General features: G+C 70.3%; 14 protein-coding genes. 11 read left to right on the top strand and 3 right to left on the bottom strand.

Going from position 1 to position 12807, the window contains the following annotated elements:
• Window positions 1-51: 51 nt before the first annotated feature.
• Both rfbC and rfbA read right to left on the bottom strand, forming a co-directional pair.
• Window positions 52-654 (bottom strand): dTDP-4-dehydrorhamnose 3,5-epimerase, encoded by a 603-nt coding sequence (rfbC, locus tag ACFQ6N_RS14825; protein WP_380649303.1) that lies wholly within the window; start codon window positions 652-654, stop codon window positions 52-54.
• A complete protein-coding gene (gene rfbA, locus ACFQ6N_RS14820; protein WP_380649302.1) occupies window positions 651-1526 on the bottom strand; it encodes a glucose-1-phosphate thymidylyltransferase RfbA in 876 nt (291 codons plus the stop codon). Before rfbA ends, rfbC begins: the two co-directional genes overlap by 4 nt.
• An 83-nt stretch (window positions 1527-1609) precedes the next feature.
• On the opposite strand from rfbA, the gene rfbB reads away from it, so the two are divergent.
• From rfbB to ACFQ6N_RS14790, 6 genes are all read left to right on the top strand, one after another.
• Complete coding sequence (rfbB, locus tag ACFQ6N_RS14815) at window positions 1610-2587, top strand: dTDP-glucose 4,6-dehydratase (protein WP_380649301.1); 978 nt, start codon at window positions 1610-1612, stop codon at window positions 2585-2587.
• A complete protein-coding gene (gene rfbD, locus ACFQ6N_RS14810) occupies window positions 2584-3498 on the top strand; it encodes a dTDP-4-dehydrorhamnose reductase (RefSeq protein WP_380649300.1) in 915 nt (304 codons plus the stop codon). Before rfbB ends, rfbD begins: the two co-directional genes overlap by 4 nt.
• A 5-nt stretch (window positions 3499-3503) precedes the next feature.
• On the top strand, window positions 3504-4799 hold the full coding sequence (locus ACFQ6N_RS14805; RefSeq protein WP_380649298.1) for a lipopolysaccharide biosynthesis protein: 1296 nt from the start codon (window positions 3504-3506) through the stop codon (window positions 4797-4799).
• A gap of 103 nt (window positions 4800-4902) precedes the next feature.
• Window positions 4903-5283 (top strand): DUF2304 family protein, encoded by a 381-nt coding sequence (locus ACFQ6N_RS14800; protein ID WP_380649296.1) that lies wholly within the window; start codon window positions 4903-4905, stop codon window positions 5281-5283.
• On the top strand, window positions 5280-6056 hold the full coding sequence (locus ACFQ6N_RS14795) for a glycosyltransferase family 2 protein (RefSeq protein ID WP_380649295.1): 777 nt from the start codon (window positions 5280-5282) through the stop codon (window positions 6054-6056). Before ACFQ6N_RS14800 ends, ACFQ6N_RS14795 begins: the two co-directional genes overlap by 4 nt.
• A 9-nt stretch (window positions 6057-6065) precedes the next feature.
• Window positions 6066-6959, top strand: coding sequence for a glycosyltransferase family 2 protein (locus tag ACFQ6N_RS14790; RefSeq protein ID WP_380649293.1), 894 nt, complete (start codon window positions 6066-6068; stop codon window positions 6957-6959).
• A 102-nt stretch (window positions 6960-7061) separates the two neighbouring features.
• Here the strand turns inward: ACFQ6N_RS14790 and ACFQ6N_RS14785 are convergent, their stop codons facing one another.
• Window positions 7062-8273, bottom strand: a complete 1212-nt coding sequence (locus tag ACFQ6N_RS14785) for an acyltransferase family protein (RefSeq protein WP_380649292.1) — start codon at window positions 8271-8273, stop codon at window positions 7062-7064.
• A 323-nt stretch (window positions 8274-8596) separates the two neighbouring features.
• Here ACFQ6N_RS14785 and ACFQ6N_RS14780 point away from each other — a divergent pair, with 323 nt between their 5' ends.
• The 5 genes from ACFQ6N_RS14780 (at window position 8597) to rplW (ending at window position 12781) form a co-directional block, all read left to right on the top strand.
• On the top strand, window positions 8597-10417 hold the full coding sequence (locus tag ACFQ6N_RS14780) for a phospholipid carrier-dependent glycosyltransferase (RefSeq protein ID WP_380649291.1): 1821 nt from the start codon (window positions 8597-8599) through the stop codon (window positions 10415-10417).
• A 391-nt stretch (window positions 10418-10808) separates the two neighbouring features.
• The gene (gene rpsJ / locus ACFQ6N_RS14775) at window positions 10809-11117 is read left to right on the top strand and encodes a 30S ribosomal protein S10 (protein WP_012785157.1); all 309 of its coding nucleotides are present in this window, start codon (window positions 10809-10811) and stop codon (window positions 11115-11117) included.
• 14 nt (window positions 11118-11131) lie between these two features.
• Entirely contained in the window at window positions 11132-11779 is a 648-nt protein-coding gene (rplC, locus tag ACFQ6N_RS14770; protein WP_350503569.1) for a 50S ribosomal protein L3, read from the top strand.
• Between the two features lie 4 nt (window positions 11780-11783).
• Entirely contained in the window at window positions 11784-12461 is a 678-nt protein-coding gene (rplD, locus tag ACFQ6N_RS14765) for a 50S ribosomal protein L4 (RefSeq protein WP_380649290.1), read from the top strand.
• Complete coding sequence (rplW, locus tag ACFQ6N_RS14760; RefSeq protein ID WP_374106590.1) at window positions 12461-12781, top strand: 50S ribosomal protein L23; 321 nt, start codon at window positions 12461-12463, stop codon at window positions 12779-12781. Before rplD ends, rplW begins: the two co-directional genes overlap by 1 nt.
• The last annotated feature ends 26 nt before the right edge of the window (window positions 12782-12807 follow it).

Genomic DNA, 12807 nt, shown 5'->3' with positions numbered 1-12807 from the left:
AAGGCCCGGCCGGATTCCTCCGGCCGGGCCTTCGTGCGTCGTGGCGGGGCCTCAGCCCTGGGTGCGCAGGCTCTCGGTGAACGCCTTGCACTCCTCGTACACCGGCAGCAGGCCGGTGGAGACCGCCTCCGCCAGTGACGGCGCGGCCGCGTCGCGGGCCGACAGCAGGGCCTCCTCGGCCGGCCACTCGATGCCCAGGTCGGGGTCGAGCGGGTGGACCGAGTGCTCGCCGGTCGGGTTGTACGTCTCGGAGCACAGGTACGAGAGCGTGGCGTCGTCGGTCAGCGCGCAGAAGCCGTGGCCGAGGCCCTCGGGGATGTAGACCGAGCGGCGGTCCACGTCGTCGAGGCGGACGCCCTCCCAACGGCCGAAGGTCGGCGAGCCGACCCGCAGGTCCACGATCACGTCCAGCACGGCGCCGCGCACGCAGGTCACGTACTTGGCCTGGCCGCGCGGCACGTCGGCGAAGTGGATGCCGCGGACCACGCCGCGCGAGGAGACCGAGAGGTTGGCCTGGGCCAGCCGCAGCGGGTGCCCGACGACCTCGGCGAGCCGGTCGAAGCGGTACCACTCGGTGAACATGCCGCGCGGGTCGCCGTGCAGCTGCGGGGTGACCTCGACCAGGCCCTCGATGCTCAGTTCGCGGAACTTCACCGGGCGTCCTCCTCGTCCAGCAGGGCCAGCAGGTACTGGCCGTAGCCGCTCTTCAGCAGTGGCTCGGCGAGCTCGCGCAGCTGCTCGGAGCCGATCAGGCCGGCCCGCCAGGCGGCCTCCTCGATGCAGCCGATCTTGAAGCCCTGGCGCTCCTCGATGACCCGGACGAACTCCGAGGCCTGCACCATCGAGACGAAGGTGCCGGTGTCCAGCCAGGCCGTGCCGCGATCCAGGATGGTGACGTTCAGTTCGCCCCGGCGCAGGTAGGCGTCGTTGACCGCGGTGATCTCCAGCTCGCCGCGCGCGCTGGGCTTGAGGCCGCGGGCTATCTCCACGACCTGGTTGTCGTAGAAGTAGAGGCCGGGGACGGCGTAGCGGGACTTGGGCTTCTCGGGCTTCTCCTCGATGGAGATCGCCTGGCCGTGCTCGTCGAACTCGACCACGCCGTACGCGGTCGGGTCGGCCACCGGGTAGGCGAAGACCCGGCCGCCGGGGGCGTCGGTGTGCTCGGCCAGCCGCGTGCCGAGGCCGCTGCCGTGGAAGATGTTGTCGCCGAGGATGAGGGCGACCGAGTCGTCGCCGATGAAGTCCGCGCCGAGCACGAAGGCCTGGGCGATGCCCTCGGGCTTCTCCTGGACGGCGTACTCCAGCTTGAGGCCGAACTGCGAGCCGTCGCCCAGCAGGCGTTCGAACTGTTCGCGGTCGGCGGGGGTGGTGATGATCAGGATCTCGCTGATCCCCGCCATCACCAGGGTGGAGAGCGGGTAGTAGATCATCGGCTTGTCGAAGACCGGGAGCAGCTGCTTCGAGACCGCCCGAGTGAGTGGCCACAAGCGCGAGCCGGTCCCGCCGGCCAGGAGGATTCCACGCATGCGAGCAGCTTAAGTGAGAGCCGGGGACGGCCCGTCCAGGGCCGTTCGAGGGGGCCGATCGGCGACGGTAGACTACGCGCATTATGCGCATCCTCGTGACCGGCGGCGCCGGATTCATCGGTTCGGAGTTCGTCCGTCAGCTCCTGGGAGCGGACGAGAGCGCCCGGATCACCGTCTTTGACAAGCTCACCTACTCGGGCGTCCTGGAGAACCTGGCCCCGGTGGCGGACCACCCGGGCTACACCTTCGTCCAGGGCGACATCTGCGACACGGACGCCGTCGACGAGGTGATGCCAGGCCACGACGTGGTGGTGCACTTCGCCGCCGAGTCCCACGTGGACCGGTCGATCGCCGGCGCGGGCCCGTTCGTGCTGACCAACGTCGTGGGCACCCAGGTCCTGCTGGACGCGGCCCGCAAGCACGGCGTCGGCCGCTTCGTGCACATCTCCACCGACGAGGTGTACGGCTCGATCAGCGAGGGCTCCTGGACCGAGACCTGGCCGCTGGTGCCGAACTCCCCGTACTCGGCCTCCAAGGCCTCCTCCGACCTGCTGGCGCTGGCCTACCACCGCACCCACGGCATGGACGTCGTGGTGACCCGCTGCTCCAACAACTACGGGCACTACCAGTTCCCGGAGAAGGTCATCCCGCTGTTCACCACCAACCTGATCGACGGCAAGCAGGTGCCGCTGTACGGCGACGGTGGCAACGTCCGCGACTGGCTGCACGTCTCGGACCACTGCCGGGGCATCGAGCTGGTCATGCGCGGCGGCCGGGCCGGCGAGGTCTACAACATCGGCGGCGGCACCGAGGCGACCAACAAGGAGCTGACCGGCCTGCTGCTGGAGGCCGCCGGCGCCGGCTGGGACATGGTCCGGCACGTCGAGGACCGCAAGGGCCACGACCTGCGCTACTCGATCGACATCAGCAAGATCCGTGAGGAGCTCGGCTACGAGCCGCAGGTCCGCTTCGAGGACGGCCTCGCCGCGACCATCGCCTGGTACCGCGAGAACCGCGCCTGGTGGGAGCCGCTGAAGCAGAAGGCGGCCCTGGCCAAGTGACCGCGAACGCCGCCGGGCCCGTGCGCTGGCTGGTCACCGGCGCGGCCGGGATGCTCGGGCAGGACCTGCTGTCGGTGCTGGCCGCCGACCCGACCGCCGAGGTCACCGCGCTGCGCCGGGCCGACCTCGACATCACCGACGCCGCCGCCGTGCGGGCCGCCGTCGAGGGCCACGACATCGTGGTCAACTGCGCCGCGTGGACGAACGTCGACGCGGCGGAGGCCGAGGAGGAGGCCGCCACCGCCGTCAACGGCACCGGCGTCCGCCACCTGGCGGCGGCCTGCGCCGCCGCCGGCGCCCGGCTGCTGCACGTCTCCACCGACTACGTCCTGCCCGGCGACGCCACCGAGCCCTGCCCGGAGGACGCCCCGACCTCGCCGGTCAACGCGTACGGCCGGAGCAAGCTGGTGGGGGAGCGGGCCGTGGCCGAGCTCCTCCCGGAGCACGGCTACGTGGTGCGCACCGCCTGGCTGTACGGCGAGCACGGCCCGAACTTCGTGGCCACCATGCTCAAGCTGGCCGCCCAGCGGGACACCCTGGACGTCGTCGACGACCAGCACGGCCAGCCGACCTGGTCGTACGCGCTGGCCGGCCGGCTGGTCGAGCTCGGCCGGGCCGCCCTCGCCGGGCGGGCTCCGGCCGGGGTCTACCACGGCACCGCGAGAGGCCGGACCACCTGGTTCGGACTGGCCCGCGAGAGCTACGCGCTGAGCGGGCTCGACCCGGAGCGGATCCGCCCGACCACCTCGGAGGCGTTCGTGCGCCCGGCCGTCCGCCCCGCCTACAGCGTGCTGGCCCACGACCGCTGGGCCGCCGCCGGACTGGCGCCGCTGCCCGAGTGGCGGGCCATGCTGGCCGAGGCCCTGGAGCGCCCGGCGTTCCGGGCACTGCGCCCCGCGGCCGAGCGGTGAGCGGCGTGCTCGGCCGGCTGACCCGCGCGCTGCCGCCGGGACTGCTGGCGGTCGGCGTCGGGACGGTCGTCCTCGGGGTGGCCTCGTACGTGCACCTCGGGGTGGCCGGGCACGCGCTCGACCGGGACTCGATCGCCGAGGTCAACGTCCTGTGGACGCTGGCGATGTCCTTCGCGCTCGGGCTGTTCTTCCCGGTCGAGCAGGAGCTGACCCGGGTGATCGCCGCCCGGGCCGCCCGGGGCGAGGGCGCGGGCCCGGTGCTGCGCAAGGCGGCCGTGCTGACCGGCGGGCTGCTGCTGGTGGTGCTCACCGGGCTGGGGGTGTTCTCCCGGCAGATCGCCGACACGTTCTTCCACGGCGACCGGGGCCTGGTGGTGGCGCTGGCCGCCGCCTTCGTCGGACCGGCCGCCTGCTACCTGACCCGCGGGGTGCTGGCCGGACTCGGTCACTTCGGCGCGTACGGCCTCCAGCTGGGGCTGGACGGCCTGCTGCGGATGGTCCTCTCGGTCGGCCTGCTCCTGGCGGGCGTGCACTCCGCGCTCGCGTTCAGCCTGGTCCTGGCCGTCTCCCCGGTGCTGGCCGTGCTGGTGAGCCTGCCGCGGACGCTGCGGATCGCGCTGCCCGGCCCGGCCGTCGGCTGGCGGGAGCTGTACAGCGGGCTGGGCATGCTGACCCTCTCCTTCCTGCTGGCGCAGTTCGTCGCGAACGCCGCCGTGCTCAGCATCCAGGTGCTGGCGCCCTCGCAGGCCGTGCTGGTCGGCGCCTTCACCGGCGCGATGGTGCTCAGCCGGGTCCCGCTGTTCGTGTTCGGCGCGCTGCAGGCCTCCCTGATGTCGGGGCTGTCGACGGCGGTGGCGACCGGGGACCGGTCCGGCTTCCGTAAACTCCTCACCAAGACCTGTGCCATGGTGGGGGCTCTCGGCGTGCTCGGGGGAGTGCCCGCCGTGGTCCTGGGGCCATGGCTGATTCACGTCGCGTTCAACGCGGACCGGCATGCTCTGGGCCCGGTGGACTTCCTCTGGCTCTCGGTGGGCACCCTCGCCTACCTGCTCGCCACGGTGGTCGGCCAGGCGGTCATCGCCCGCGGCCACCACCGCCGGCAGCTGCTCGGCTGGGTGCTCGGCACCGTGACGCTGCTGCTGGTCACCTGTCTGCCGGGCTCCCCGGCCGGTCGGGTGGAGGCCGCCTACACCGCCGGTCCGCTGGTGGTGCTCATGGTCATGTTGCTGGCGCTTCGCGGCGCCGGTAGCGTGCGCGGCGCCGAGGCCGGTGTTCCGCGGGTCACAGTCTCCGCCGGTTGATCACAGTGTCACCACTGATCCCCCGGAGAACGACCGTCATCTCCGCATCTCTACTATGTGCCTCACCCACGCGAGAAAGGCGAGATCCATCGTGCAGCTGAGTGTGCTGACTTCGATCACCGGCGTGCTGGTGCTCGTGTGGATCCTGGAGCTGCTGCGCCGTCAGCAGCTCCGGGAGAAGTACGCGGCGCTCTGGCTCGGAATCGGTCTGGTGGTCGCGCCGCTGGGGTTCTTCCCGCGGCTCCTGGACTCGACCGCACGGCGACTTGGCGTGGCCTCCGGCGTGAGCCTGGTGCTGTTCGCCGGCTTCCTGCTGGTCCTGTTGGTCTGCGTGCACCTCAGCTGGGAGACCAGCCGCCTCGAAGCCGAGACCCGCACCCTGGCCGAGGACGTCGCGATGATGCGAGCCCACCTCGCCGAGCACCATGACTTCCCGATTGCGCGCACGGGCAACAGCGCGACCGACCCCGAGGTGAAAGCATGATCGACGGCAAGCGGGTACTGATCATCCTGCCCGCCTGGAACGAGGCGGAGGGTCTGCCCAAGATCCTCCGTGAGATCCAGCAGAAGCTCCCCGGCGTGGACACCCTGGTGGTCGACGACGGTTCGACGGACAGCACCGCCGCCGTCGCCGCCGCCCACGGTTCCAAGGTCGCCCAGCTGCCGTACAACCTCGGTGTCGGCGGCGCGATGCGCTTCGGCTACCGCTACGCGCACCTGCACGACTACGACGTCGCGATCCAGTGCGACGCCGACGGCCAGCACGACCCGGCCTACGTGCCCGCGCTGCTGGAGCAGCTCCGCACGGCGGACCTGGTCATCGGCGCCCGCTTCGCCGGCGAGGGCTCGTACAAGGTGCGCGGCCCGCGCGCCTGGGCGATGAAGCTGCTCTCCGTGGTGCTGTCGAAGGTCGCCCGGACCCGGCTGACCGACACCACCTCGGGCTTCAAGGCCTGCAACAAGCCGATGATCGAGTTCTTCTCGCACTGGTACCCCGTCGAGTACCTGGGCGACACCATCGAGAGCATGGTCGGCGCCGCCCGCTGCGGCTTCGTGATCCGCCAGGTCCCGGTCGCGATGCGCGAGCGGACCACCGGCACGCCGTCCGCCTCCCCGATCAAGGCCACGATCTACCTGGCCCGGGCAGGCCTGGTCCTGCTGCTCGCCCTCATCCGCCGGATGCCGGCGAACGTGAAGGCGATCGAGCCCGCCACCCGAACCGCCGCCCGTCGGCCCGAGCTCATTGGCAAGGTCTAGGTCCTGCAGATGTCCCGATTCGAGATCCTGATGCCGTACTACGGCGACGTCCGGCTGATGCAGGACGCCGTCCGCAGTGTGCTGGCCCAGGACGGGGACGACTGGCGTCTGACGGTCGTCGACGATGGCAAGGAACCGGACGTACCGGGCTGGTTCGAGTCCCTCGCCGACCCGCGGGTGCGGTACTTCCGGAACGAGAACAACCTCGGCGTCAGCGGCAACTTCAACCGCTGCGTCGAGCTCGCCGAGCACGAGTACCTGGTGCTCATGGGCTGCGACGACCTGATGCACCCGAACTACCTCCGGGTGATCAGGGAGGCGCTGCGGCGCTTCCCCGACGTCGGCATGGTGCAGCCGGGCGTGCTGGTCATCGACGCCGACGGGCAGCCCACGACGAGCCTCGCGGACACCGTCAAGCGCAGGCTGTACGCGCCGCGGAACCCCGCGCCGGTCCGGATGTCCGGCGAGCCGCTCGCGATGAGCCTGATGCGCGGCGACTGGCTGTACTTCCCGTCGATCTGCTGGCGGACCAAGGACATCCAGAACGCCAGTTTCCGGTCGGACCTGGGGGTCATCCAGGACCTCGCGATCATCGTCGACCTGCTGCTCGCGGAGGTGTCGCTGGCGGTGATGCCCGAGGTGTGCTTCAGCTACCGGCGGCACGCGGTCAGCGAGTCCTCGGTCACGGCGTTCACCGGCAAGCGCTTCGAGGAGGCCCGTCGCTTCTTCCGCGAGACGGGCGACCGGCTGGACGCCCACGGCTGGCACCGCGCCGCGGCCATCTCCCGCCGGTACGTCTCGTCCCGGCTGCACGCGATCAGCCTGATCCCCGCGGCCGGCCGCAAGGCGGGCATGCGGGGGGTCGGGGCGATGCTGAGCCACGTGGCCGGCCGCCGGGCCTGAGCCGGCCCCCGCGCCGGCCCCGCTCCGGGGCCTCCGGAAAACGATCCGGGCCCGGTACGCAGTCCGCGTACCGGGCCCGGTGCCGTTCCGGGTGCCCCGCGGTCAGGGCGCCACCTCGGACAGCGGCCGCGCGGGTGCGGCCTGCGGGCCCTCCTGCGGCCGGGAGGGCTTGCGCAGGCCCAGGTCCTTCAGCTTGAGCGCGGGCTTCTCCACCAGGTGCCAGGAGCAGAACGCCGCGGTGACCGAGAGCGCCAGCGAGGCGGCGGTGTAGGCCCAGTAGCCGTGCTTGTTGACGCCCCAGAGCGCCAGGCACTGCTGGATCGGGAAGGCGTAGATGTACACCCCGTACGAGAGGTCGACCTTGGCGCCGACCTTGGTGAGCGGGCCCGGCATCCGGCAGGCGAGCCAGATCAGCAGGTAGGCGAAGGCGGGCAGGCCGAGGACGGTGAAGCCGCCGTACCGGGCGCTGCCGAGGAAGACGGCGGCGGCCAGGACGGCGAGCACCGCGTTGATCGGCAGCCGGTCCTTGTAGAGCTCGGCGAGGGCGCCGAGGCCGAACATCAGGACCAACGGCATCAACATGTCCATGCTGATGCCGCCCAGGAACGGCAGCTGCCACCCGGGGAGGCCGGCCGGCGCGTACTCGGGGGCGCGCAGCAGGTGGAAGTCCGCGGCGAGGTACACCACGTAGCCGTAGAGCCCGAGGATCATCAGCGTGACGGCCCAGCGGGCCCGCCGCAGCACGCCGAGGGCCGCCAGCGAGACCACCATCAGGTAGCAGAGCACCTCGTACGCGAGCGACCAGACCGAGCCGTTGAAGGCGGTGGGGTGCGGGACGTGGTCCAGCAGCCCCGATATCCCCCACTGGTAGACGCCGATCGACCAGTTGGCCTTCAGGTAGGCCAGCGGGCCCTCCGGGTGGGACCAGAAGCCCGCCAGCCGGCCCTGGTGGTAGGCCACGACCGGGGCGACCACGAAGGCGGTCAGCAGCAGGCAGGCCCACAGCCCGGGCAGGATGCGGATGGCGCGGTTCCAGAGGAAGCGCGCCGGGGACAGCCGCATGCCGCTGCGGGTGATCAGCAGGCCGGACAGCACGAAGAAGCCGCTCACCGCGATCGCGCCGACGTTGGTCTGGCCGCGGCTCTCCAGCAGTCCGAGGTCGGGCTTGCCCATCCCGAGCGGCATCGCGTGGGCGAAGATCACCGCGAGGGCGAGCACCAGCCGCAGGAGGCCGAAGCCGTTCTTCCGGCCGAGGGCCTCCGACAGGGGAGGGCCGGCCGTCAGGACCGACCCCTTTCGTGCAGTGCGAGACATGGGCAGGAGACTCCGGGCCGGTGGTCGTGGAGGTAGGGGGACTGCGCGGTGCTCACCATATCCGCCCGGGTTCGGGGGTTCGTGGGCGGCGGAAGGCCCGGCAGCCGCTCCACCGGCGAGCTGTGGCACGCTCTTGGGGTACGGCTACGATGAGTCGCGCGACGAGTGTGATATGGAACCGGCCCGTCCATCGGGTGAAGCGGGGTTCGGGTGCTGCCTTCGAACCCGCGTGTGTGCGCTCCGCGTTGATTGTTAGCGTGACCTTCACAAACCGGCCGGGCGGCAGTCGGAGCCGGACCAACCAGGGGAAGAGTCGGAGTTCAGTGCGAAGTCCAGCAAAGGCCGTCGAGGCGCAGCCCGACGACCTCGATGAGACCAGACCGAGGCCGACCGGCACCCAGGGGGAGACCGACCCGGTTCTCCGGGTGAAGGCGTGGGCCCTGCGGGCAGCCACCCACCGACGGTTCTGGCCGGCCGTCCTGATCGGGGGCTACCTGGTCCAGCTGGTCTTCCGGCTGGTCCTGGTCCGCCACATGAGCTACCCGTCGGTGCACGCGGACGAGGACTCGTACCTCGTCCTCGCGCGCGTGCTGGCGGGCCGGCCGACCACCGAGATGCCCGTCGGGGTGGTCATCCCCGGCGGCTACGCGCTGCTGATCTCCCCGGCGCTGCGCCTGTCCGACGACCCGGTGATGGCGTACCACCTGATCATGGGCATCAACGCGGTGCTCAACGCGCTGGTGTTCCCGCTCGCCTACGTCGCGCTGCGGCGCCTGGGCGTGCGCCGGATGCTCTCGTACGGCTTCGCCTTCGCCGCCGCGCTGCTGCCCCCGGTGATCTTCTACTCGCAGTTCGCGATGGCCGACACCGTGCTGCCGGTGCTGATCCTGTGCTGGGTCGTCTGCATGCACGGCTGGCTCTCCGAGGAGACCACGAAGCGGCGGTACTGGTACGCCGCGGGCATGGCCGCCTCGGCGGCGTACTCGATGGCCACGCACGACCGCGGCGGCGTGGTGGTCGGGCTGACCGGCCTGGCCGTCGTGCTGGCGCTGGTCTTCCGCTGGGCGCCGTGGCGTACGAGCGTGGTCGCCTTGGTGGTGCTCGGCGCGGGCTTCGGCGCGGCGAAGGTGCTGGCCGCCTGGCTGCTCAAGCAGTTCGCGGTGCCGGACAGCACCGTCGGCACGCAGGCCATAGACGGCTTCACCAACCCCGAGCTGCTGGGCCGCACGCTGACCCGCTCGCTGGGCCAGATCTGGTACCTGGTGGTCTCCACCTGGGGCATGGCGGGCCTGGCGATCGCGGTCTGTCTGTTCGGGCTCTTCAGCAGCCGGATCCCGCGCGCCTCGCGGGTGGTCGGCGCGGCGATGGTCGCGCTGATGTGCGGCGTCGCGCTGGCCTCCTCGGCGGCGCTGCCGGAGGACGGCCGGATCGACAACTGGGTGTACGCCCGCTACCTGTCGCTGCTGGTGCCGGCGATGTTCGTGACCGGCGCCGCTGTGCTGACCAGGCTCAGCCGCCGACAGATCGGCTACCTGATCCTGGGTGCGGGCGGTGTCACGGGGCTCTGCTACGTGGTGGTCACCCAGTACGCGAGCTGGCGGCTCTACAAGCAGGTGTTCATCGGCTGGTCGCTGCCGGACACCTCCTTCCTCACCGCCAACTGGAGCGGCCTGCAGATGGCCCGGGCGACCATGGCGGCCTTCGCGCTGCTGCTGGTGGCCTACCTGTTCCGGATCGCCGCCGGGCGCAAGGGCCTCTGGGCGGTCACCGTCGGCCTGGCGCTGTTCGCGGGCTTCGCGACCGCGACGATCACCGAGCGGGTCTCCTACTCGCACTCGGACTGGCGCAAGTTCGAGGCGACCGGCTTCACCAAGGAGGCCGGGATCAAGCCCAAGGACAACCTGGTGATCGCCTGGGACATGGAGTGGGGCCTGCGGATGGCGCAGACCTACGAGGTCTACCAGGGCCGGGTCTGGTACCGGGACCCGCGCTGGCAGGAGATCCCGCAGGAGGCGACGGCCATAGTCACCGGTCTGCCGGCCGAGGGAAAGTCGCCGGAGTCGTACTGGCCGGACCGGCCCAGCGCGTGGTACGTGGACAAGGTGAGCACGAAGAACGGCTGGATCCTCTGGCGCAAGCACTGACCTGCGGGATCACCTGATCGGGGCCGGTGAGGGGTACCTCACCGGCCCCGATTGGCATCCGGGCTGCTCCATGTGGCAGTATGTCCAAGTTGCTCGGTTGAGTGCCGATGCTGCGCGCCTCCCGCCGGGAGGACCGGAAGCGAGTCCCATCTACTCGTCGTTCCCGTGATGGCCGTCAAGCGTGAGTTCTACGCCACGGCAGCTGCGGGGCGAAAGTACGGGAATCTTCCGGGAAGCGTGTGCGGGGCCTCGATCCGGCTCCTCTACCCCGAAAGTTTGAAACCGACGAGCTTCTTCGCCGGTTTTTTGCAAGCGCGAGTGCGACACGCCCGAGCGCGGGGGTCGGAGGGTAGCCGTGCAGTGACTGAAGACAAAGGACTACTGAGTAGCCATGGCGGGACAGAAGATCCGCATCCGGCTCAAGGCCTACGACCACGAGGTCATCGACTCCTCGGCGAAGAAGATCGTCGAGACGGTGATTCGTACTGGTGCGCAGGTCGCGGGCCCGGTGCCGCTGCCCACTGAGAAGAACGTGTACTGCGTCATCCGCTCGCCGCACAAGTACAAGGACTCGCGCGAGCACTTCGAGATGCGTACTCACAAGCGTCTGATCGACATCCTCGACCCCACGCCGAAGACGGTTGACTCGCTCATGCGTCTCGACCTGCCGGCTGGCGTCGACATCGAGATCAAGCTCTGAGAGGCGCACCGAAGATGGCTAAGCAGATTAAGGGCATCCTGGGCGAGAAGCTCGGCATGACCCAGGTCTGGGACGAGAACAACCGGGTCGTCCCGGTGACCGTCGTCAAGGCTGGGCCCAATGTCGTGACCCAGGTCCACACCGCAGACAGCCCGGCCGGCTACGACGCCGTCCAGATCGGCTTCGGCGAGATCGACCCCCGCAAGGTGAACAAGCCCCTCGCGGGCCACTTCGCCAAGGCCGGTGTCACCCCGCGCCGCCACCTGGTCGAGCTCCGTACCTCGGACGCGTCCGAGTACACCCTGGGCCAGGAGATCACCGCGGAGCTGTTCGAGGCGGGTGTCAAGGTCGACGTGACCGGCACCTCCAAGGGCAAGGGCTTCGCCGGTGTCATGAAGCGCCACAACTTCCGGGGCCTCGGCGCCGGTCACGGTGTGCAGCGCAAGCACCGCTCGCCCGGCTCGATCGGTGGCTGCGCCACCCCGGGTCGCGTGTTCAAGGGCGTGAGGATGGCCGGCCGGATGGGCCACGAGCGTGTGACCACCCAGAACCTGACCATCCATGCCGTTGACGCGGAGAAGGGGCTGCTCCTGATCAAGGGCGCAATCCCGGGCCCGAACGGCGGCCTCATCCTCGTCCGCACTGCGGCGAAGGGGCTGTGAGGATATGAGCACCATTGACATCCTGTCGCCCTCGGGTGACAAGACCGGCAGCCTCGAGCTGCCGGCCGAGATCTTCGACGCGAAGGTCAGCGTTCCGCTGATGCACCAGGTCGTCGTGGCGCAGCTCGCTGCGGCCCGTCAGGGCACCCACAAGACCAAGACTCGTGGCGAGGTCCGCGGTGGCGGCAAGAAGCCGTACCGCCAGAAGGGCACCGGCCGCGCCCGTCAGGGCTCGACCCGTGCGCCGCAGTTCGCCGGCGGTGGCGTCGTGCACGGTCCCGTGCCGCGCGACTACTCGCAGCGGACCCCGAAGAAGATGATCGCCGCCGCTCTGCGCGGTGCGCTCACCGACCGGGCCCGCCACAACCGCATCCACGTCGTCACCGACGTGACCGCGACCGAGGCGCCGTCGACCAAGGCCGCCAAGAGCCTGTTCGGCAAGATCACCGAGCGCAAGAACGTCCTCCTGGTCGTCGAGCGCGAGGACGAGCTGGGCCTGAAGTCCGCTCGTAACCTGCCGCACGTGCACATCCTGGACGCCGGTCAGCTGAACACCTACGACGTGCTCGTCTCCGACGATGTGGTCTTCACCCAGGCCGCCTTCGAGCGTTTCGTGGCGGGTCCCGCCGCGTCCGCCAAGGCCGTGGCTGCTGAGGGCGAGCTCGAAGGGAGCGCCGCCTGATGGCTGCAGAGATCACGAGCAAGACGTTCACGGACCCCCGTGACGTCCTGGTGAAGCCGGTCATCTCCGAGAAGAGCTACAGCCTTCTCGACGAGAACAAGTACACGTTCATCGTGTCGCCGGGCGCCAACAAGACCCAGATCAAGCAGGCCGTCGAGGCGGTCTTCTCGGTCAAGGTCGAGGCTGTCAACACGATCAACCGTCAGGGCAAGCGCAAGCGCTCCAAGACGGGCTTTGGCAAGCGCAAGGACACCAAGCGCGCCATCGTGAAGCTGGCCGAGGGCAACCGCATCGACATCTTCGGTGGTCCGGTCTCCTAACGGAGATCGTGATCGTCGATAAGGAC

The organism is Kitasatospora sp. NPDC056446, assembly GCF_042796115.1.
GTDB lineage: Bacteria > Actinomycetota > Actinomycetes > Streptomycetales > Streptomycetaceae > Kitasatospora.
This window is presented reverse-complemented; position numbering and strand designations above follow the sequence as displayed.